Annotated in this window: 16 protein-coding genes; 10 read left to right on the plus strand and 6 right to left on the minus strand. The window is 63.3% G+C overall.

The annotated features are described in order from the left end of the window. Together J2X54_RS14040 and J2X54_RS14045 are read right to left on the minus strand one after the other, a co-directional pair. Positions 1 to 1395 carry a YfcC family protein gene (locus J2X54_RS14040; protein ID WP_310181469.1) on the minus strand — a complete coding sequence of 465 codons (1395 nt, stop codon included), beginning with the start codon at positions 1393 to 1395 and terminating at the stop codon, positions 1 to 3. A gap of 50 nt (positions 1396 to 1445) precedes the next feature. Continuing rightward, complete coding sequence (locus J2X54_RS14045) at positions 1446 to 2570, minus strand: M14 family metallopeptidase (protein ID WP_310181470.1); 1125 nt, start codon at positions 2568 to 2570, stop codon at positions 1446 to 1448. A 200-nt stretch (positions 2571 to 2770) separates the two neighbouring features. Here J2X54_RS14045 and J2X54_RS14050 point away from each other — a divergent pair, with 200 nt between their 5' ends. The 6 genes from J2X54_RS14050 (at position 2771) to J2X54_RS14075 (ending at position 10766) form a co-directional block, all read left to right on the plus strand. Further along, on the plus strand, positions 2771 to 5566 hold the full coding sequence (locus J2X54_RS14050) for a TonB-dependent receptor (protein ID WP_310181471.1): 2796 nt from the start codon (positions 2771 to 2773) through the stop codon (positions 5564 to 5566). 131 nt (positions 5567 to 5697) lie between these two features. Next, positions 5698 to 7005, plus strand: coding sequence for a cyanophycinase (locus J2X54_RS14055; protein WP_070251317.1), 1308 nt, complete (start codon positions 5698 to 5700; stop codon positions 7003 to 7005). Positions 7006 to 7020: 15 nt separating this feature from the next. After that, positions 7021 to 8262 carry a cyanophycinase gene (locus J2X54_RS14060; RefSeq protein WP_310181472.1) on the plus strand — a complete coding sequence of 414 codons (1242 nt, stop codon included), beginning with the start codon at positions 7021 to 7023 and terminating at the stop codon, positions 8260 to 8262. A 67-nt stretch (positions 8263 to 8329) separates the two neighbouring features. Continuing rightward, positions 8330 to 9751 carry a M64 family metallopeptidase gene (locus tag J2X54_RS14065; RefSeq protein ID WP_310181473.1) on the plus strand — a complete coding sequence of 474 codons (1422 nt, stop codon included), beginning with the start codon at positions 8330 to 8332 and terminating at the stop codon, positions 9749 to 9751. A gap of 175 nt (positions 9752 to 9926) precedes the next feature. Then, positions 9927 to 10394, plus strand: a complete 468-nt coding sequence (locus tag J2X54_RS14070) for a hypothetical protein (protein WP_310181474.1) — start codon at positions 9927 to 9929, stop codon at positions 10392 to 10394. A 69-nt stretch (positions 10395 to 10463) separates the two neighbouring features. Continuing rightward, positions 10464 to 10766: a hypothetical protein gene (locus J2X54_RS14075; RefSeq protein WP_310181475.1), complete on the plus strand. Its 303-nt coding sequence runs from the start codon at positions 10464 to 10466 to the stop codon at positions 10764 to 10766. A 70-nt stretch (positions 10767 to 10836) separates the two neighbouring features. Here J2X54_RS14075 and parC read toward each other — a convergent pair whose 3' ends face one another. Next, a complete protein-coding gene (gene parC / locus J2X54_RS14080) occupies positions 10837 to 13182 on the minus strand; it encodes a DNA topoisomerase IV subunit A (RefSeq protein WP_310181476.1) in 2346 nt (781 codons plus the stop codon). 13 nt (positions 13183 to 13195) lie between these two features. Continuing rightward, the gene (locus J2X54_RS14085; RefSeq protein WP_070251331.1) at positions 13196 to 15193 is read right to left on the minus strand and encodes a DNA topoisomerase IV subunit B; all 1998 of its coding nucleotides are present in this window, start codon (positions 15191 to 15193) and stop codon (positions 13196 to 13198) included. Between the two features lie 230 nt (positions 15194 to 15423). Here J2X54_RS14085 and J2X54_RS14090 point away from each other — a divergent pair, with 230 nt between their 5' ends. Together J2X54_RS14090 and J2X54_RS14095 are read left to right on the plus strand one after the other, a co-directional pair. Next, positions 15424 to 15672, plus strand: a complete 249-nt coding sequence (locus tag J2X54_RS14090) for a hypothetical protein (RefSeq protein ID WP_229255471.1) — start codon at positions 15424 to 15426, stop codon at positions 15670 to 15672. 13 nt (positions 15673 to 15685) lie between these two features. Then, positions 15686 to 16447 carry a TorF family putative porin gene (locus J2X54_RS14095; protein WP_310181479.1) on the plus strand — a complete coding sequence of 254 codons (762 nt, stop codon included), beginning with the start codon at positions 15686 to 15688 and terminating at the stop codon, positions 16445 to 16447. A gap of 59 nt (positions 16448 to 16506) precedes the next feature. On the opposite strand, the gene J2X54_RS14100 is transcribed toward J2X54_RS14095, so the two are convergent. Beyond that, positions 16507 to 17058 (minus strand): hypothetical protein, encoded by a 552-nt coding sequence (locus tag J2X54_RS14100; protein ID WP_070251336.1) that lies wholly within the window; start codon positions 17056 to 17058, stop codon positions 16507 to 16509. Then, the gene (dapA, locus tag J2X54_RS14105; RefSeq protein WP_310181481.1) at positions 17055 to 17975 is read right to left on the minus strand and encodes a 4-hydroxy-tetrahydrodipicolinate synthase; all 921 of its coding nucleotides are present in this window, start codon (positions 17973 to 17975) and stop codon (positions 17055 to 17057) included. The genes J2X54_RS14100 and dapA overlap by 4 nt, the downstream gene beginning before the upstream one ends. A 303-nt stretch (positions 17976 to 18278) precedes the next feature. On the opposite strand from dapA, the gene J2X54_RS14110 reads away from it, so the two are divergent. Together J2X54_RS14110 and kdpA are read left to right on the plus strand one after the other, a co-directional pair. After that, complete coding sequence (locus J2X54_RS14110) at positions 18279 to 18368, plus strand: potassium-transporting ATPase subunit F (RefSeq protein WP_070251340.1); 90 nt, start codon at positions 18279 to 18281, stop codon at positions 18366 to 18368. Then, positions 18368 to 20191, plus strand: coding sequence for a potassium-transporting ATPase subunit KdpA (kdpA, locus tag J2X54_RS14115; RefSeq protein ID WP_310181482.1), 1824 nt, complete (start codon positions 18368 to 18370; stop codon positions 20189 to 20191). Before J2X54_RS14110 ends, kdpA begins: the two co-directional genes overlap by 1 nt. Positions 20192 to 20216: the final 25 nt, after the last annotated feature.

Consider the following 20216-nt stretch of genomic DNA (forward strand, 5'->3'; position numbering starts at 1 on the left):
TCACTGCCAATGCATCAACACCGGCGGCACCAGCAGCGCCAGCGCCATCACCGCGTAGATCAGCTGCAGCGGAATCATCCACTTGGCCCAGGTAATCCACGGCACCCGCGCCAGTGCCAGTACGCCCACGGTGATGCCCGAGGTGGGGATCATCGGCGTGGTCAGTTCGCCGAACTGGAAGGCCAGGATGGCGGTCTGGCGGGTGACGCCCACCAGGTCGGCCAGCGGCGCCATGATCGGCATGGTCAGCGCGGCCTGGCCGGTACCGGAGTGGATGAAGAAATTGATCACGGTCTGGATGCCGAACATTTTCCACGCCGTGTAGATCGGCGACGACGACTGCACCAGTGGCGTCAACGCATGCAGCATGGTGTCGATGATCTGGGCGTCGCGCGCCAGGATCATGGTGCCGCGCGCCAGCGCGATCACCAGCGCCGTGCCCACCAGGTCGCGCGCGCCCTGGATGAAGCCGTCGACGATCTGGCCCGAATCGAGCCGGCCGACCAGGCCGATCACCACGCCCATGGTCAGGAACAGGGCGGCGATTTCGTCGATGTACCAGCCGTAGTGCACCACGCCCACCACCATGATCGCCAGCGAACCGGCAAACATCCACAGCACCAGCTTGTGGCGCGCGGTCATGCCGGTAAACTCGCCCAGGCCTTCCGGCTGCTCCTTGCGTTTTTCCAGGTCGAGCGCATAGGTAGGACTCAGCTGCGGATTCTTTTTGATGCGCGCTGCGTACCACATCAAGAATGCCACGGTAATCGCGGTGGCGATGGTCCAGGCGATCAGGCGGTAGCCCCAGCCCGAGAACACCGGCACGCCGGCGATGCCCTGGGCGATGCCGACGTTGAACGGATTTAAGAATGCCGCCGAAAAACCGACCTGCGAACCGAGGAACGGGATCGACACGCCGGTAATCGTGTCATAGCCCAGTGCCAGCGCCAGCGGCACGAAAATCAATATGAACGGTATCGCTTCCTCGTTCATGCCGAAGGTGGCGCCGCCGATCGAAAACAGCGTGACAAACACGGGGATCAGCGCCTTCTGGATGAAGCGCGAATTCTTGTGCGCGGCGGCCAGCGCCTTGATCATCGAATCGACCGCCTCGGTCTTGTGCAGCACCGCAAACGCGCCACCGACGATCAGGACAAACGCGATGATCTGCGCCGCTTCCACGAAACCCTTGATCGGCGCCTTGAGCAGGGCCACCACGCCCTGCGGCGCGCTCGGCACGTAATGGAAGCTGTCGGGCACGATCAGCTGCTTGCCGTTGACCAGGTGGGTATCGTACTTGCCGCCGGGGACCAGCCAGGTGGCGGTGGCGATCAGGGCCAGGATGATGAACAGCAGGACAAAGGTATGCGGTAGCTTGAATTTTTTGATGGCCATTTTTTATTGTCGCTATGAAGTGAGGCGTATCGGCTTATTGGCTTATTGGTTTATTGACTGAGCAGGTCGCCGGCGCGGAAGGCGGTGGCGCCGGCCACTTTGCCCACGTTCATGCCGCGCAGCACGTGGCGGTGGGCGCTGCGGGCGAAGAACACGCCGGCCACGCTGGCGCGGATTACCGTGGTGTGGCCGCTGACCGGGTCGATCAGGTCGGCGATGGCGTCGCCCGGCTGCAGCTTGTCGCCCATGTTGCGGGTGTAGACCAGTACGCCGTGGTGCGGCGCGTACAGCGGTTCCACGCCTTCCAGTGGCGTGGCGGCGCACAGCGGCGCCGGCAGGTCGGCGGCCGTATCATCGTCTGTCAGCACGCCGTTGAGGGCCAGGTAGCGCAGCAGCGCGTTGGCGTCGCGCTCGGCCAGGTCGTAGCTCACCTCGGCTTCGCCGCGCAGCTCCACCGTGACCGCCACGCAGGCCGGCGGAATCGGGTAGGCGCCCTTGAAGTGATTGTCGAGATCCCACCACAGGCGGCTGCACGCTTCGTCGAACGGTTCGCCGCCCGCTTCCAGCGCCAGCAGCAGCGCGTGTGCGCCAAGCAGGGCAGACAGCGGCGCCACCGCCTCGGCCAGCGGCGTGCCGGCGTACAGGTGCATCACGGCCTCGTTGTCGCAGTGCAGGTCGAGCACGATGTCGGCGTCCACCGCCAGGGTCATCAGCACTTTTTTGAGGGTTTCGGCGTCGGTCTTCGGCTGCCAGGTGGCGATCGAGGCGCGCGCGTGTTCGCGGACCAGGCGCACGTTCTGCTGGGCGTCCTGGCCCAGCTGGCCGTCGAGCGACACCTTGAGGTCGTCGAAGACGTGCTTGTAATTGCGGTTGAAGTTGATGCCGGTGGTCAGATCGAAGCGGCCGAAGGCGGCGCCCTGGATCGCCTGCGCCAGCCCGATCGGGTTGGCGGCCGGCACCAGGATGATCTCGCCGGTGATGCGGCCCGCCTGTTCCAGCGCGGTCAATTGCTTGCGCAGGCATTGCGCCACCAGCATGCCGGGCACCTCGTCGGCATGCAGCGAGGCCTGGATATAGACTTTTTTGCCGGCGCCGGGCGTGCCGAAGTGAAAACTGGTCAGCTCGTAGGTATTGGCGCTGTGCAGGCCGGAAAGGGGATGTTTTTGTGCTTGCATGGTGGCGGGCGACTGGTAAAAAAGTGGGCTGAAGGTGGGCAGAAATGGTGCAAAACGCTTGAGTATGTAGCACTATTTTCACAAAGTAAATCATAGTGCATGTATCGGACCGCGCTTCCTTGAGTTTTTGGCTGCTTATGCGTACAGTCGATTTTAACGATGTATTTGTTTATAACATTACCACCTAAGAAGAGAATACTATGGCTGACCTGCACGGCATGCGAATTTCGACGATGGCTCACGCGGTAAGCCGCACGCTGGGCCTGGGGATGGTCGGGTTGATGGGGTTGGCCGGTCAGCAGGCGCTGGCGCAGCAGGCGCCGGTCACCGCAGCCGCCACTGCCGATAGCGAAACCCAGGTCGCCAAGCCGGTGCAGCGCGTGGAAATCACCGGCTCGGCCATCAAGCGCATCGAATCGGAAACCGCGCTGCCGGTGCAGGTGATCACCCGCGCCGAGATCGAAAAAGTGGGTGTGACCACCGCCTCCGAAATCCTGGCCCGGCTGTCATCCAACGTGGGCGGCCTGACCGACGGCGCCAGCATCAACGTCGGCGGCGACCAGCGCGGCTTCAACAGCGCCAACCTGCGCGGCATCGGCACGTCGTCCACGCTGGTGCTGCTCAACGGCCGCCGCATGGCCAACTTCGCCTCGCCCGGCGACGATACCGGCGTCGATCTCAACAATATTCCCGCCTCGGCCATCCAGCGCGTGGAAGTCCTGCTCGACGGCGCCTCGGCCCTGTACGGCACCGACGCCATTGGCGGCGTGATCAACTTCATCACCCGCAAGGACTTCAAGGGTATCGAGCTGAGCACCTACGGCAACAAGACCCAGGAAGGCGGCGCCGGCAAGCGTACCGCCACCATCACCGCCGGTTTCGGCGACCTCGACACGAATGGTTTCAACATCTTCACCGTGGCCGATATCCAGGCCACCAGCGCGCTGTCCACGTCGCAGCGCAAGTTCGTCGGCGACCTGCGCGTACCCGAGCGCCTGCCGCACTTGCTGTCGGGCTTTACGTCGCCCGCCAATATCCGCCTGACCGGCGCCCAGCGCGACTACCTGAACTCGCAAGGCTTTTCCATCAACGGCCAGCCGATCACCAGGACCACGATCAACCCGTCGGTGCCCAACTGCGCGCCGCCAGCCAATCTGTATTTGCCAAGCGGCACCGGTGGCTCCGAGGCCTGCACCTACGATTACATGGGCGACACCGAGCTGTTCCCGAAATCGAACAAGCTCAATTCGCTCACGCGCGGCGTGTTCCAGATTACCCCTAGCACGCAGCTGTACGCCGAAGTGGCGCTGAGCCGTTCGCGCACGTCGTATGTCGGTTCGTCGGCACGGGTGCGCGCCTACGTGGACTACAGCGTGATCCCGGCGCTGGCCGGCTACAACATGCTCTCGCCCGAAGCGAGCGCCGACGACGACGTGCCCGGCGAAGTGGAATTGCGCGTGCGCCTGAACGAAGCCGGCCGCCGCACCAGCGAACTTACCAGCGAAAGCCAGCGCTACGTGGTCGGCCTGACCGGCAGCGCCAACGGCTGGGACTACGACCTGGGCTTCAACCACAGCGTCAACACCATCAAGGACCGCGATACCCACGGCTACGTGTTGTACAACGAAGTGCGCCAGGGCATCATCGACGGCCTGATCAACCCGTTCGGCCCGTCCAGCCCGGCCGGCGTGGCCCTGCTCGACAGCATCCAGGTCAACGACGAGGTGCGCCGCGCCAAGGGCACCATGGATTCGATCGACTTCAAGGTGTCGCACTCGGTGGGCACCCTGGCCGGGGGCGATGCCGGCCTGGCCATCGGCGGCGAATGGCGCCGCGAGCGCAACACGTTTACGCCATCCGCGCTCCTCATGAGCGACAACATCAATGACGACTTCGCGCCGGAAGGCGGCGGGGCGACCGCCAACAGCCGCAAGGTGAAAGCCATCTTCGGCGAGCTGCTGCTGCCGTTCAGCAAGCAATGGGAAGCGCAAGTGTCGGCCCGTTACGACCACTACCAGGTGGTGGGCGGCGCGGCCAGCCCCAAGGTAGGCCTCACGTACACGCCGACCAAGACCATGCTGTTCCGTGCCTCGGCCGGCCGCGGCTTCCGCGCACCGTCGATGAACGAGCTGTACCGTCCTACTGTTTACAGCGCTACCGCTACCTTGCCCGATCCGGTCTATTGCGCCACGGTCAACAACGACTACGCCGAGTGCGCGTTCAACTGGGACACGCGCCGCTATTCCAACGCCAACCTGAAGCCGGAGAAGAGCAAGCAGGCCTCGATCGGCATGGTGATCCAGCCATCGCGCAATGCCTCGATGACGCTCGACTACTGGCGCATCAAGCGTACCGACCTGATCAGCGAAATCGGTGACGACATCATCCTCAACAATCCGGCCAAGTACGGCAACCTGGTGATCCGCGACGAAGACAACGAGATCGACTACATCGAACTGCGCAAGGAGAACCGTGGCGCCCAGATCGCCTCGGGCCTGGACCTGGTGCTCGACTACAGTGGCGTGAAGACCTTTGCCGGCCGTTTCGGCGGCCGCCTGTCCGGCACCTATGTGCTCGATTCCAAGATCCAGAACGCCAAGGGCGACCCGTTCGTGAGCAACCTGGGCCGCTTCGTCACCGACGGCGTGGTGCAGCGCTGGCGCCATACGATTTCGATGGACTGGGACAATGGTCCCTTGTCGGCCACCCTGTCGAACACGTTCTCGAGTGGTTACCACGACCAGAATTCGGCCATCAATCTCGACGATGGCTCGGTGGTGGCGCCGAACAAGGTCACCTCGTACTCGTTGTGGGACCTGACCGGCGCGTGGCAAATCAACAAGAACTTCAAGCTGCGCGCCGGTATGCAGAACATGTTCAATCGCACGCCACCGTTCTCCAACCAGGCGTATTACTTCCTGTCCGGCTACGATCCCACCTATACCGATCCGCGCGGCCGCCGTTTCTTTGCTTCCGCTAACTACGCTTTCAAGTGAGCACGATTAAATTCATGGTTTCTACTTCCGCTCAACAATGTAATATAGCCTTAGGTAATTGATTGGTATCATCAGGACTATGACGGCGCCGCGCGCAAGCCCCGGCGCCGGTTTCACTTTGGAAGGGCAACATGAATTTTTCAGGTTTTACGTGCCAGCGCCTGTTCGTGCTCTGGCTGCTGGTGTTTGCCAGCTTCGGCGTACACGCGGCGCAAGGCGCGGCAGCCAAGGCCCAAGCCACCGGCAAGGCGGTCAAACCTGCCAAGGCGGTGCCCCCGCCCAAGCCGGTGGTGGCGCCGCCGGCGGGCAACCTGGTGATTATCGGTGGCGGTTTGCGCGCCGACAATGCGGAGGTCTGGCAACGGATCGTGCTCTTGGCCGGTGGCAAGGGCGCGCGCATCGGCGTGTTCGGCTCGGCCTCGATCAATCCTGAAAACGCCGCCCAGAACACGGTCAACAAGCTCAACCAATATGGCGCCCAGGCGTTTTTCATCCCGCTGGGCGTCACGCTGCCCAATAGCGACTACCGCAAGGCCGCCGAAGACCCGGAAGTGGTCGCCCTGATCCATTCGGCCACCGGCATCTATTTCACCGGCGGCGACCAGGCCCGCATCACCAAGGCGCTGGTGCGCCAGGACGGCACCCGTACCGCCGCGCTCGAAGCGGTGTGGGACGTGTACCGCGAAGGCGGCGTAGTGGCAGGTTCTTCGGCCGGCGCCGCCATCATGAGCACCACCATGTTTTACGACGCCAAGTCCACGCTCGACATGCTCAAGCAAGGTGTGACGGACGGCAACGAAATCGCACCGGGCCTCGGCTTCGTGGGCGACGATGTTTTCATCGACCAGCACTTGCTGGTGCGCGGCCGCTTTGCCCGCATGATCCCGGTGATGCTGAAAAAAGGCTACCAGATCGGCCTCGGTATCGACGAGAACACGGCCATGGTGGTCAACGCCAAGCGCGACGTGGAAATCATCGGTTACAGCGGCGCGCTGCTGCTCGACCTGTCGGCGGCCATCACCGACCGCGCCATCAAGGGTTTTAATATCAGCAACGCCACCATCAGCTACCTGGACCGGGGCGACAAGTTCAACCTGGTCACGCGCGACTTCACGCCATCGCCCGACAAGGCCGACAACAAGCTCGACCCCAACCAGCCCGACACCCGGGGCGTGGTCTATACCAACGATATCCTCGGCAATAACGCGGTGCTCGACCTGATGGTCAACCTGATCGACAACGCCCAGCAGGACGCCATCGGCATCGCCTTCGGCAATCCGCGCGATTCGTACCCGGACATGGGTTTTGAATTCCGCTTCAGCAAGACCGTCAACAGCGTGGGCTACAGCTCGACCGAGGTGGAGGCCTATTCGGTGCTGAAGCTGCGCATGGATATCCGGCCGATCCAGCTGCAACAGCCGCTCTATCGCTACAGGTAAATCGAACTCAAGCCCATGCGCATGTTCTCCCTGCGATTGCGAACCCTGTTCCAGGCCGCGCTGCTGGCGGCGCTGCCGCTGGCGCAAGCCGCCCCTGCGGTGGCACCACAGGGATCGCTGGTGATCGTCGGCGGCGGTCTGAAAGCCGATAACGCCGAAATCTGGCAACGCATCGTCACCCTGGCCGGCGGCCCCGGCGCGCGCATCGCCGTGCTGCCGTCGGCCAGCGCCAATCCCGAGCGCGCCGGCCAGTGGATTTCCGAACGCTTGAACAGCTATGGCGCGGCCGCCTTCGTGGTGCCGCTGTCGGTGCGCCTGGCCGATACCGATTTTCGCAAGGTGGCCGAAGACGCCGAACTGGCCAGCGCCGTGCGCAGCGCCGGCGGCGTGTTCTTCCCTGGCGGCGACCAGTCGCGCATCACCGAAGCGCTGGTGCGCGCCGACGGCAGCCGCACCGCCATGCTCGACGCCGTATGGGACGTGTACCGGCGCGGCGGCGTGGTGGCCGGCGACAGCGCCGGCGCCGCCATCATGAGCAGCACCATGTTTTACGCGCCCAACTCGGTGCTGGCCACCCTGCGCTCCGGCGTGGCCGATGGCCGCGACATCGCCCCCGGCCTGGGTTTCATCGGCGACGACGTCTTCGTCGATCAGCACCTGCTGGTGCGCGGCCGCTTTGCGCGCATGATTCCCGCCATGCTCAAGAAGGGCTACAAGGTCGGCCTCGGCATCGACGAGAACACGGCCATGGTGGTGGACCGGCGCCGCCAGGTGGAAATCATCGGCGTCAAGGGCGCGCTGCTGATCGACCTGACGCACGCCACCACCGACAGTGCCCGAGCCGGTTTCAACGTCTCCAACGCCGTGCTCAGCTACCTGGACCGGGGCGACCGCTACGACCTGGCCACGCACACCTTCACGCCGGCCCCCGAGAAGGCCGGCGGCCGTCTGGCCGATGGCCGGGAACTGGCGCGCCAGCCCGTGTATTCGAGCGATATCCTGGGCCGCAACGCGGTGGTGGAGCTGATGGAAAACCTGGTCAACAACCACGAGAACGAAGCGATCGGGATTGCCACCAGCGGGCGCGAGATGGGGGAGGGCGTGCAGCCGCCGGCGTTCCAGTTCACCTTCCGCAAGACGCCCGACAGCGTCGCCTATTTAAAACCGGAGACGCACAACTACTCGATCCTCAATCTGCGGCTCGATATCCGCCAGCTCGACGCCGCGTCAGAGCCGGTGCCGGTGCTGTCCAACTGAGCACAGAGTACTGTGCGGTTGCGGATGCAGGCACTAGAATGGTCGTTTCGACCTACGCGAGGCCTGCATGTCCTGTAAATCCCTGATCGGTGCGCTGCTGCTGGCGGCCACCTGTGCCAACGTTATGGCCGCGCCAGCGCCGCAACCGGCCACCGTCCGCCTCGACTACCTCCACAGCGGCAACGCTCTTTCCGAACAATACGCGGTCGATCGCGTGGTGATCGAGCCGCTGCCGTGGCCCGGCGACATGAGCCGCACCATCGACGACACCAACCGCGGCAACAACCTGGTGGAAGTGGTCGATGCCGAAAGCGGCGAGTTGCTGTATTCGCGCGGCTTTTCCACCGTGTTCGCGGAATGGGCCAGTACCGAAGAAGCGGCCCACACCAACCGCGGCTTCCAGGAATCGGTACGCTTCCCCAAGCATGACAAGCCGGTGCGCGTGCGCATCCTGAAGCGTGACGAGCGCGGTGCGTTCTCGGTGGTGTGGACCACTCGGGTGGACGCCGACGCCATGGACGTGGTGCGCAAGCAGGCCGCTGCGCCAGTCAAGCCGATCGCCATCCGCGTCAACGGCGCGCCGAAAGACAAAGTCGATCTCTTGATACTCGGCGACGGCTACACCGCCGGCGAGATGAAGAAATTCGAGGCGACCGCGCGCAAGCTGGCCGACCACCTGTTCAGCGTCTCGCCATTCAAGGAGCGGGCCAAGGACTTCAACGTGTGGGCGCTGGCAGTGCCCACTGCCGAATCGGGCGTGTCGCGGCCCTCGACCGGTGTCCATCACGCCTCGCCGCTGGGCACGCGCTACGACATTTTCGGCAGCGAGCGCTATGTGCTCACCACCGACAACCGTGCGCTGCGCGAACTGGCGCAGAACGCCTCGTACGAGTTCATCGAAATCCTGGTCAACAACGACACCTACGGTGGCGGCGGCATCTTCGGCCAGTTCAGCACGGCGGCGGCCAACAACGACTGGGCCAATTACCTGTTCGTGCACGAATTCGGCCACCACTTCGCCGGCCTGGCCGACGAGTACTACACGTCGCCCGTCGCCTACGCCACCGGCGGCGTCCGCCGCGAACCTTGGGAACCCAACGCCACCGCGCTGCGCGACCCGGCCAAGCTGAAATGGAAAAAATTCGTCAAGGACGGCACGCCGCTGCCCACGCCGTGGCCGAAGGAAGCGTATGAAACCGCGTCGCGCGCTTATCAGAAAGAACGCGCGGCGCTGCGTGCCGCCAACCGTCCCGAGTCGGAAATGAGCGCGCTGTTCCAGAGGGATCTAGAGCAGACCAAGGCGCTGTTCTCGCGCGATCCGCACCTGTACACGGTGGGCGCGTTCGAGGGCGCCAACTATGAAGCGAAGGGCTATTACCGGCCCGAGATGCAGTGCCTGATGTTCGATCGCAGCGATAAATTCTGCGCGGTGTGCGCTGACGCCGTCACTACCATCATCGATCTGTATTCCCGTCCTGCAATCAAATAGGGGGTTACGTACGGTACCGAACAGTCAACTTTTGTGCTTTTGGATATTCTGATTACGTGACCTAGCGCTTCTACCAAAAAAGCGGAAAGCGTTTAGAGGCGGGACCGTTTAACTTAACTGAACGGTCCGGCCCACTAAATAAGAACGTATCCAAACATAATTGAGAGGAACTATCATGAGCAAAATCGTCGCTACCCTGATCGCCGGCCTGTTCGCTACCGCCGCCTTCGCCCAAACGCCGGAAGTAACCCGCGCCCAGACCGAAGCCAACAAGGACATCGCCAAGGCCCAGCAAAAAGAAGCCAAGGTTGAAGCCAAGGCCGACAAAAAAGCCAACAAAGCTGTCAACAAAGCTGACCAGGTACACGCTGAACAGCAAGCCAAGGTAAACACCGAAGCTGCCAAAGCCAACGAAAAAGTAGCCAAAGCTGACCCGGAAGACAAAGCCAAAGCAGCCGCCGAAGGTCAGAAAGACGTCGCCAAGGCAGTTGAAAAAGCTGAAAAGAAAACCGTGAAAGCGGACGCCAAAGCGATCAAGAAAACCGTTGACGCCACCGAAGACAAAGCGCTGGCCGCCAACAAGACCGACGCAGTGCGCGCCAAAGCCGCTGCTGACGTCAAAGAAGCCGCAGCCAAGCACTAATCTGCTGAGCTGATGTAAAGACGGGCGCACCTGCGAGGGTGTGCCCGTTTTTTTATTTAGAATGCAGGCATGACACGCAAACTCACTCCCGTCTTCCCCGGCCCGCGCACAGCGCGCGGCGCCGTACTGGCCGTCCTGCTCTCCAACGCCGACCAGACCGGCGCCGAACCGCTGCGCGGCCGCGTCACGCTGGCAGCCATCGTGCGCGCCTTGAAGCGCAAGTACCACTGGCCGATCGAAACGGCCAGCTTTCCATCGAATGGTCCCGACGGCCGGGCTACGTGGGCGACCGTCTACAGTCTGCCGCCAGAAGTGGTGGCGGCGGCGCTGGAGGGGCGGGGGCGGGATTGGCTGCTGGCGGCGTCAAAGTAATCCATCGCCGTAAAAAAGCCGTCATGCCGCTGCTGCGGGATGACGGCTTCTTGCTGCCTGCTGGTTGACGTCACACGATCGGCGTCAGTCCGCTCGGCTTGATGCGGGTGGCCAACGCCTTGCCCTTGCGGGCGCGCTTGCCGATGTGCTCGGCCAGGGCGGATGCCGACAGCCTCACATCCTGCGGCTTGGCGCCACGACCGATGCCGCTGACGATCACACCTTTCTGGCTGATCGGCTTGGCCGAGACCAGGGTTTCCTTGTCCTCGAGCTCCATCACGATCACGCCGCGACCGCCATTGGTCAGCACCTTCATCTCATCGAGGCCGAATACCAGCACCCGCGCATTGGCCGACAGCGCTGCCACGGCATTGGCTTCGGGACCGACCACCGATGGCGGCAGCGGCACGTCGCCATCATCCAGGGTGATGAACGATTTGCCGCCACGGATGCGGCTGACCATGTCGGCGGCCTTGGCGATGAAGCCGAAGCCGGCGCTGGTGGTGAGCATCAGCTGGGTGGCGCCGCTACCGGCAAAATAGTGCAGGATGCGCGCACCGGTGGCCAGGTCCACCAGCGTGGTGACCGGCACGCCGTCGCCACGGGCGTTCGGCAATGCAGCCACCGGTACCGAATACACCTTGCCATTGCTGCCAAAGGCCAGCAGGTTGTCCACCGTGCGGCATTCGAACGCGCCATACAGCGCGTCGCCAGCTTTGAAGGTGAACTGGCTGGCGTCGTGGCCCACGCCGGTGCGGGCGCGGATCCAGCCTTTTTCCGAGATGATCACGGTGACCGGCTCGTCCACCACCTTCTGTTCGACCACCGCTTTCTGCGCTTCCTCGATCACGGTACGGCGCGCGTCGCCGTAGGTCTTGGCGTCGGTTTCGATTTCCTTGATGATCAGCCGCTTCATCGACGTCGGGTTGTCGAGCAGGTCTTGCAGCGTGCCGCGCTCCTTGCGCAGTTCGGCCAGCTCCTGCTGGATCTTGATCGCTTCCAGGCGCGCCAGCTGGCGCAGGCGAATTTCCAGGATGTCTTCGGCCTGGATTTCCGACAGGCGGAAGCGCTCCATCAGCGCGGACTTGGGCTCGTCCGAGTTACGGATGATGTGGATCACTTCATCGATATTGAGCAGGATGGTCTCGCGGCCTTCCAGGATATGGATGCGCGCATCGACCTTGCCCAGTTTGAACTGGGTGCGGCGGGTGACAGTGGTAAAGCGGAACTCGATCCATTCCTGCAAAATCTCGGTCAGCCCTTTTTGACGCGGACGGCCATCGCCGCCGATCATCACCAGGTTGATCGATGCCGACGACTCGAGCGACGTGTGCGCGAGCAGCATCAGCATGAATTCGGTCTGGTCCTGGTTTTTCGACTTCGGTTCGAACACCAGGCGCACCGGCGCCGCGCGGCCAGATTCGTCGCGGATGGTGTCGAGCGAATTCAAGATCAGGGATTTCAACGCCAGCTGTTCCGGCGACAGCGCCTTCTTGCCCATCTTGACCTTGGGATTGGTCAGCTCCTCGATTTCCTCGAGCACCTTCTGCGACGAGGTACCGGGCGGCAGTTCGTTGACGACTGCCTGCCACTGGCCGCGCGCCAGCTCTTCGATCTTCCAGCGCGCGCGCACCTTCATGCTGCCGCGCCCATTGGCGTACATGTCGCTGATCTGCGTGGCCGTGGTGATGATCTGGCCGCCGCCCGGGAAGTCCGGGCCGGGGATCAGCGCCATCAACTCGCCGTGAGTGATCTTGGGATTCCTGATCATTGCCACCGCTGCCTGCGCCACTTCGGTCAGGTTGTGCGACGGGATTTCGGTAGCCAGGCCCACCGCGATGCCGGAGGCGCCGTTGAGCAGCACCATCGGCAGGCGTGCCGGCAGCAGGCTCGGTTCCTCGGTGGAGCCGTCGTAGTTGGCCTGGAAGTCGACGGTGCCGAGATTGATCTCGTCCATCAGCACCTTGGCAATTGGCGTCAGGCGCGCTTCGGTGTAACGCATGGCAGCGGCGCCGTCGCCGTCGCGCGAGCCAAAGTTACCCTGGCCATCGACCAGCGGATAGCGCAGCGAGAAGTCCTGCGCCATGCGCACCATGGCGTCGTACACCGACTGGTCGCCGTGCGGGTGCAATTTACCGAGCACGTCGCCCACCACCGTGGCCGATTTGCGCGGCTTGGCGGTGGAGTTGAGGCCCATTTCGTTCATCGCATACAGGATGCGGCGCTGCACCGGCTTCTGGCCGTCGCACACATCGGGCAGGGCGCGGCCCTTGACCACCGAGATGGCGTAATCGAGGTAGGCGCGTTCGGCAAAGGTGGACAGCGTGAGCGTTTCGCCGCCGTCGGTGGGGCCGCCGGGCGGCAGGGCGCCGTCCGGGTCGGGCAGCGATTCGTCAAAGAGATTTGCTTGAGTCATGTCAGTGTTTCTATTAGATATCTGCTTCGGCTTCGTTGCCGTGTTCTTCGATCCAGGCGCGGCGGGCGGCAGCTTCGCCTTTACCCATCAGCATATTGAAGCGTGCGGCCGAGGCGCCGTGTTCGTACTCGCCCAGGGCCACTGGCAGCAGGCGGCGCGTGTCCGGGTTCATCGTGGTTTCCCACAGCTGTTCTGCGTTCATCTCGCCCAGGCCCTTGAAGCGCGAGATCGACCAGGCGCCTTCCTTCAGGCCATCCTTGCGCAGCTTGTCCTCGATGGCCACCAGTTCACCCGGGTCGAGCGCGTACAGCTTCTGGATCGGCTTCTTGCCGCGCGCCGGCGCATCGACGCGATAGAGCGGCGGGCGGGCGATGCAGATATTGCCGTTGGCGATCAGGCCCGGGAAGTGGCGGAAGAAGAGGGTGAGCAGCAGCACCTGGATGTGCGATCCATCGACGTCCGCATCGGACAGGATGCAGATTTTTCCGTAGCGCAGACCGGACAAATCCGGCGTGTCGGTGGCGCTGTGCGGATCGACGCCGATCGCCACCGAGATATCGTGGATCTCGTTGTTGGCGAACAGGCGGTCACGATCGGTTTCCCACGAGTTGAGCACCTTGCCGCGCAGTGGCAGGATGGCCTGGAATTCCTTGTCGCGGCCCATCTTGGCCGAACCGCCCGCCGAGTCGCCCTCGACCAGGAACAATTCGGTGCGGGTGACATCGGTCGATTCGCAGTCGGTCAGCTTGCCGGGCAAAACCGCCACACCCGAGGATTTTTTCTTTTCCACTTTTTGCAGCGAGCGCAGACGCGATTGCGCCTGTTTGATCACCAGTTCGGCCAGCTTCTTGCCGTAGTCGACGTGGTGATTGAGCCACAGCTCGAGCGCCGGCTTGGAATACGTGGACACCAGCCGCACCGCATCGCGCGAATTGAGGCGCTCCTTGATCTGGCCCTGGAATTGCGGGTCCAGCACCTTGGCCGACAACACGAACGACACGCGCGCAAACACGTCTTCGGGCAGCAGCTTGACGCCTTTTGGCAGCAGCGAGTGCATCTCGACGAAGTTTTTGACGGCGCCATACAGGCCGTCGCGCAGGCCCGATTCGTGGGTGCCGCCGTTGGGCGTGGGGATCAGGTTCACATACGATTCGCGCACCACGGCGCCTTGCTCGGTCCATGCCACCACCCACGCCGCGCCTTCGCCTTCGGCAAAGCCTTCGGTGTCGGGGCCGGCAAACTGCGCGCCTTCGAACAGCGGAATCAGGGTTTCGCCGTCGGTCGCCTGCGCCAGCGCCTCGGTCAGGTAGCCGCGCAGGCCGTCGTTGTACTGCCAGGTCTGCGATTCGCCAGTCTTGGCGTTGGTGAGCGTGACGGTCACACCCGGCAGCAGCACGGCCTTGGAGCGCAGCAGGCGTTGCAGCTCGGTTTGCGAGATCGCCGGCGAGTCGAAGTATTTCGCATCGGGCCAGGCGGTCACGCGCGTGCCGCTCTTCTTGCCGTCGCGCGGCGCGACCACGGACGTCAGCGGTTCGACCACGTCGCCATGCTCGAACACCAGGTGGTGCAGGCCGGTGCCATTGGGTTCCTTGCGCCAGACCGTGATCTCCAGGCGCTTGGACAGCGCGTTGGTGACCGAGACGCCCACGCCGTGCAAGCCGCCCGAGAATGCGTAGGCGCCGCCCGAACCCTTGTCGAATTTGCCGCCCGCGTGCAGGCGCGTAAACACGATTTCCACCGTGGGCACGCCTTCTTCGGGGTGCAGGCCGACCGGAATGCCACGGCCGTCATCTTCCACCGTGATGCTGCCGTCGGCGTTCTGGGTGACGATAATGTTCTTGCAATGGCCGCCCAGTGCTTCGTCCGAGGCGTTGTCGATGACTTCCTGGATGATGTGCAGCGGGTTCTCGGTGCGGGTGTACATGCCCGGGCGCTGCTTGACTGGTTCCAGGCCCTTGAGGACCCGGATGGAGGATTCGCTATAGTCGGAAACTGGTTTTTTAGTGGCCATACGTGATCAAGCTGATAATGTCGATGCTGGTTTAGGTGCTGAACTGAGTACTGGGACTATGTACTGGGTTTATGTACAGTCAATTGTGCGTGTTTGCGTATTCTATCCTCAACCGGAGCAAACAGCGGCAATTTATACACGATGTTTACAGGAGGCCCCCGTCTTTTTAGACCGTTTTTACGGGCCGCCCGATAAGCTGACTCCATCGCACAACCCTCATCGGAGTCGTTATGAACCAGTTCCCTTGCGTAATGACGCTCAAGGTCGACACGGCAGCGGTCACCCAGTTGCGCCGCATGGTCACGCGGATATGCGGCGATTCGCTCGAATTCATCCGCATCGAAATCTGCGAACAAGGCACCCGCATGAAGGTGTGGCTGTGCGTGGGCGCTGCGATGGTCACGCCGGTGATGGATGCGGTGATGCAGTCGCTGCCCGGCGCGGAGTTCGGGCGATTTACTCAGACATCCCACTACTAATAGAAAGCGCAACATGAACAAATTACTACTGGCCGCCGCGCTCGGCGCCGCTTTTGCCACCGGTGCGGTGCATGCCCAGGAAGCTGCGGTCGCTGCCAAGCCTGATAACGAAGTAAGCTTCAACGCCGCCGTGGTCTCCGACTACCGCTTCCGCGGCATCTCGCAAACCCGTTTGCAGCCGGCCGTGCAGGGCGGTGCCGATTACGTCAACAACCCCACCGGCCTGTATATCGGCGCTTGGGCATCGTCGATCAAGTGGACCAAGGATGCCGGGGGCGATGGCGACGTGGAACTCGACATCTATGGTGGCAAGCGCGGACAGCTGAGCGATGCGGTCTCCTACGACGTCGGTGTGCTCACTTATGTGTACCCGTCGAACGGCCTGAAAAACGTCGCCGGCTTTGCCAATGCCAATACCACCGAGGTGTATGGTCAGCTGGGCTTCGGTCCCGCCTACGTGAAGTACTCGCATTCGGTGACCAACCTGTTCGGCTTCGTCGATAGCAAGAACAGCGGCTACCTCGATGTTGGCGCCAATATCGAGGCAGGCGAGGGCAACACCATCAACCTGCACGCCGGCCACCAGAAGGTGAAGAACAACGACGTATCGAACTACACCGACTGGAAAGTGGGCGTCACCCGCGACTTCGGCATCGTCTCCGGCGCGCTGGCCGTGGTAGGGACCAACGCCAGCAAGACCGCGTACGCGTCGCCAGTGAACGGCAAGTTCACCGGCAAGACCGCGCTGGTGCTCACCGTCAGCAAGACCTTCTGATCATTTTTTAGCTGTTCTGATCGAGCCGGCCGGGATTCATCCCGCCCGGCTCGATTTCGTTACCTGCCGCTGAACACCTGGCGATACAGGTGGCGCACTTCGGGCGCGCACAGCACGTTGGCGGTCTTGTAGGCATCTGCCTCGAAGGCGCTGTGGTGCGAGTGATAGGTGTCGTGGTCGAGCACCAGGGTGTCGGCCAGGCGCGCGCCCGGCAGCTGGGCCACGAATACCAGCAGGCATCCGGTCTGGTGCGGCGTGAGCGGTTCGCTGCCGTGGGCCACGGTGACCAGCAGCCTGGCGCCGGGATTGGCGGCGCTGGCCTCACGCAGGCGCGCCAGCAGCGCGGCGTGGTCCTGGTGTTCGAGGTCGGCGCGGCGCAGCAGCGCGACGATGACGGCGGCACCGGCCAGCGAGGCCGCATCGCGCGCCTGATTATGCGAGGCGTCGATCACCAGGTCGTCGTAGAGCTGGGGATCGTAGGCGCAGGGTTCGGGGCAGACCAGCAGCACGCGGTTGCCGGCGGCTACCCGCAGCAGCGCCAGTTCTTCGGCCAGGTCGGAGACGGCGTGGTTGCCATCGTGTTCGTTGTTACCGGTGAGTGCGACGATCATGCTGTTACCTCCTCGTGACGATGATACACCGATACATACGGCGGTATGGCATCGAGCGCCGCCAGCGCGGCCGCCAACCGGGTGCGGCAGGTGCTGCTGGCCGGCGTCATGGGCAGGCGCAGTTCGTCGCGCAGCAGGCCCTGCATCGCCAGCGCGGCCTTCAAGGGTGCCGGATTCGGTTCCGAAAACAGCAAACGGATCACCGGCAGCAGGTGGTCGAACAGGGTCATGGCCTCGGCCAGGTGGCCGGCGTGCACCAGGTCGTAGACTTGCACGAACGGGTCCACGCGGATATGGGCTGCGGCCGAGATGGCGCCGTGGCCGCCGGCGCACAGGGCGGCGAACAGCAGCGCGTCGTCGCCGCACAACATGGCCAGCGGCGTGTGGCGCACCAGTTCTTCCATTCTTTGCAGGCTGCCGCCCGCTTCCTTGATGGCGGCAAATTGCGGGTGCTGCGCCAGCGTGCGCGCGGTGGCCAGTTCCAGGTTCACGCCGGTGCGCGCCGGTACGTTGTACAGCACGATGGGACGGTCGGTGGCGTCGGCAATCGTTTCGAAGTGGCGCAGCAGGCCTTCCTGCGACGGCCGCACGTAGGCCGGGGTGGCCACCAAGTAGCCGGCCAGTTCAGTGTCGTCGAACTCGCGAACCTTCGCGGCAGCGGCATAGGTGTCGCTGCCGCCCACGCCCATCAGCACCGGGCAGCGGCGGTGCGCGGTTTCCAGCACGGCCGAGAGCACGGCCGATTGCTCGGCCAGGTCCAGCTGCGGCGCCTCGCCGGTGGTGCCGCAGACGACCAGGCCGTGCGCGCCTTCGGCGATCAGGCGGTCGGCCAGCGTTTGCAGGCGGGCCAGGTCGATCTCGCCGTGGTCCATGGGCGTGGCCAGCGGCACCCAGATGCCGCGAAACGAAGTATTCATGATGAGTACAAGTGGTGGAAGAGAGGTCCAGCCTATGCCTGCGCCTGTAAAAATGTTCTAAATAGTACCCAGGCCCGCGTAAACAAAACGTAAAAGGGGCGGGTTTTTACGGCGCGTTTACAGTTTGTTTACACCCGCCAGCCAAGTCTTTACAAAATCTTTAGACCCCTGCCGCTAACCTCTCATCCATCAAAACAAGACCTTCGAGGGTGTGATGGATTTTATATTTATTGGTGTGATCGCGGCCTTCACCGTCGCGATCTGGGCGATGGCCGTCGGCTGCGACAAGCTGGGAGGCCAGCCATGAGCATCTTCTACGTGATCGGTGGTATCGCGTCCGCCGGCTTGCTGGTGTACCTGGTGCTCGCGCTCCTAAAAGCGGAGGAACTGTGATGACCACCCAATCGATCGTGCTGCTGGTGGTGTTCCTGGTCGTGCTGCTGGCGCTGGCCTGGCCGCTGGGCGTGGTGCTGGCCCGGGTGGGCGATGGCACCGTCGCCGCGATTCCCGGCCTTGGCTGGCTGGGCAAGCTCGAACGCCTGCTGTACCGCGCCGCCGGCATCGCCGACCAGGACGGCCAGGCGCAGGGCCAGGGCTGGAAAACCTACGCCATTGCACTGCTGTCGTTCAACGCCCTGGGCGCATTTGCGGTCTACGGCCTGCAGCGCCTGCAGGCATTTTTACCGCTGAACCCCCAGGGCCTGGCCAATATCAGCCCCGACTCCTCGTTCAACACGGCAGTGAGCTTTGTCGCCAACACCAACTGGCAGGGCTACAGCGGCGAACAGACCATGAGCTACCTGACCCAGATGCTGGTGCTCACCGGCCAGAACTTCTTCTCGGCCGCCACTGGCATGGCCGTGTGCTTTGCGCTGATCCGCGGCTTCTCGTCGCGCACGAGCAAATCGATCGGCAATTTCTGGGCCGACGTCACCCGTTCGACCCTGTACGTGCTGCTGCCGCTGTCGCTGATCCTGGCGATTTTCCTGGCCGGCCAGGGCGTGATCCAGAACTTCTCGGCCTATAAAGAGGTGCAGCTGATCGACGCAGTCACCTACACCCAGCCGAAAGTGGACGCCGACAACCAGCCGATCAAGGACGCCAAGGGCCAGCCGGTGACCGAAACGCTGACCACCAGGACGCAAACCCTGGCCATGGGGCCGGTGGCGTCGCAGGAAGCGATCAAGATGCTGGGTACCAATGGCGGCGGCTTCTTCAACGCCAACTCGGCCCACCCGTATGAAAACCCGACCGCGCTGACCAACTTCGTGCAGATGCTGGCGATCTTCCTGATCCCGGCCGGCCTGTGCTTCGCGTTCGGCCGCATGGTCGGCGACCGCCGCCAGGGCTGGGCGGTGCTGGGCGCCATGACGGTGCTGTTTGTCGCCGCCACGCTGGTGGTGATGAGCGCCGAACAGCAGGTCCACCCGGCGCTGCAGGCGTTGCACATCGACCAGACGGCCAGCAGCCTGCAATCGGGCGGCAATATGGAAGGCAAGGAAACGCGCTTCGGCATCAGCGCTTCCACGCTGTTCGCCGCTGTCACGACCGCAGCGTCTTGCGGTGCGGTCAACTCCATGCACGACTCGTTTACCCCGATCGGCGGCATGATCCCGATGGTGCTGATGCAGTTCGGTGAAGTGATCTTCGGCGGCGTCGGTTCGGGCCTGTACGGCATGCTGATCTTCGCCATCCTGGCCGTGTTCATCGCCGGTTTGATGATCGGCCGCACGCCTGAATACCTGGGCAAGAAAATCCAGGCGTATGAAATGAAGATGACGTCGATCGCCATCCTGGTTACGCCGACCCTGGTGCTGGCCGGTACCGCGCTGGCGGTGATGACCGATCTTGGTCGCGCCGGCATCCTCAACCCCGGCGCCCACGGTTTCTCGGAGGTGTTGTATGCGTTGAGTTCGGCCGCCAACAACAACGGCAGCGCGTTTGCCGGCATCTCCGCCAACACGCCGTTCTACAACACCCTGCTGGCGGTGGCGATCTGGTTCGGCCGCTTTGCGGTGATCGTGCCGATCCTGGCGGTGGCCGGTTCGCTGGCGGGCAAGCAGCGCCTGGCCGCCAACGCCGGCACCATGCCCACCCACGGCCCGATGTTCATCGGCCTGCTGATCGGCGTGGTGGTGCTGGTAGGCGTGCTCAATTACGTGCCGGCGCTGGCGCTCGGTCCCGTGGTTGAACACTTGCAGATGTTTGCTCATTAATTCGCAGGATCCCATCATGTCAACG

The organism is Duganella sp. 3397, from assembly GCF_031456625.1.
In the GTDB taxonomy this organism is placed as follows: domain Bacteria; phylum Pseudomonadota; class Gammaproteobacteria; order Burkholderiales; family Burkholderiaceae_D; genus Rugamonas; species Rugamonas phyllosphaerae.

Excerpts from the sequence above, each read along its gene's own strand:
- J2X54_RS14090 (WP_229255471.1), top strand. The coding sequence starts at position 15,424 with ATGAACCAGTTCCCTTGCGTAATGACGCTCAAGGTCGACACGGCAGCG.
- J2X54_RS14050 (WP_310181471.1), top strand. The coding sequence starts at position 2,771 with ATGGCTGACCTGCACGGCATGCGAATTTCGACGATGGCTCACGCGGTA.
- J2X54_RS14095 (WP_310181479.1), top strand. The coding sequence starts at position 15,686 with ATGAACAAATTACTACTGGCCGCCGCGCTCGGCGCCGCTTTTGCCACC.
- J2X54_RS14065 (WP_310181473.1), top strand. The coding sequence starts at position 8,330 with ATGTCCTGTAAATCCCTGATCGGTGCGCTGCTGCTGGCGGCCACCTGT.
- J2X54_RS14100 (WP_070251336.1), bottom strand. The coding sequence starts at position 17,058 with ATGATCGTCGCACTCACCGGTAACAACGAACACGATGGCAACCACGCC.
- J2X54_RS14045 (WP_310181470.1), bottom strand. The coding sequence starts at position 2,570 with ATGCAAGCACAAAAACATCCCCTTTCCGGCCTGCACAGCGCCAATACC.
- J2X54_RS14070 (WP_310181474.1), top strand. The coding sequence starts at position 9,927 with ATGAGCAAAATCGTCGCTACCCTGATCGCCGGCCTGTTCGCTACCGCC.
- J2X54_RS14060 (WP_310181472.1), top strand. The coding sequence starts at position 7,021 with ATGCGCATGTTCTCCCTGCGATTGCGAACCCTGTTCCAGGCCGCGCTG.
- kdpA (WP_310181482.1), top strand. The coding sequence starts at position 18,368 with ATGACCACCCAATCGATCGTGCTGCTGGTGGTGTTCCTGGTCGTGCTG.
- J2X54_RS14075 (WP_310181475.1), top strand. The coding sequence starts at position 10,464 with ATGACACGCAAACTCACTCCCGTCTTCCCCGGCCCGCGCACAGCGCGC.
- dapA (WP_310181481.1), bottom strand. The coding sequence starts at position 17,975 with ATGAATACTTCGTTTCGCGGCATCTGGGTGCCGCTGGCCACGCCCATG.
- parC (WP_310181476.1), bottom strand. The coding sequence starts at position 13,182 with ATGACTCAAGCAAATCTCTTTGACGAATCGCTGCCCGACCCGGACGGC.
- J2X54_RS14085 (WP_070251331.1), bottom strand. The coding sequence starts at position 15,193 with ATGGCCACTAAAAAACCAGTTTCCGACTATAGCGAATCCTCCATCCGG.
- J2X54_RS14040 (WP_310181469.1), bottom strand. The coding sequence starts at position 1,395 with ATGGCCATCAAAAAATTCAAGCTACCGCATACCTTTGTCCTGCTGTTC.
- J2X54_RS14055 (WP_070251317.1), top strand. The coding sequence starts at position 5,698 with ATGAATTTTTCAGGTTTTACGTGCCAGCGCCTGTTCGTGCTCTGGCTG.
- J2X54_RS14110 (WP_070251340.1), top strand. The coding sequence starts at position 18,279 with ATGAGCATCTTCTACGTGATCGGTGGTATCGCGTCCGCCGGCTTGCTG.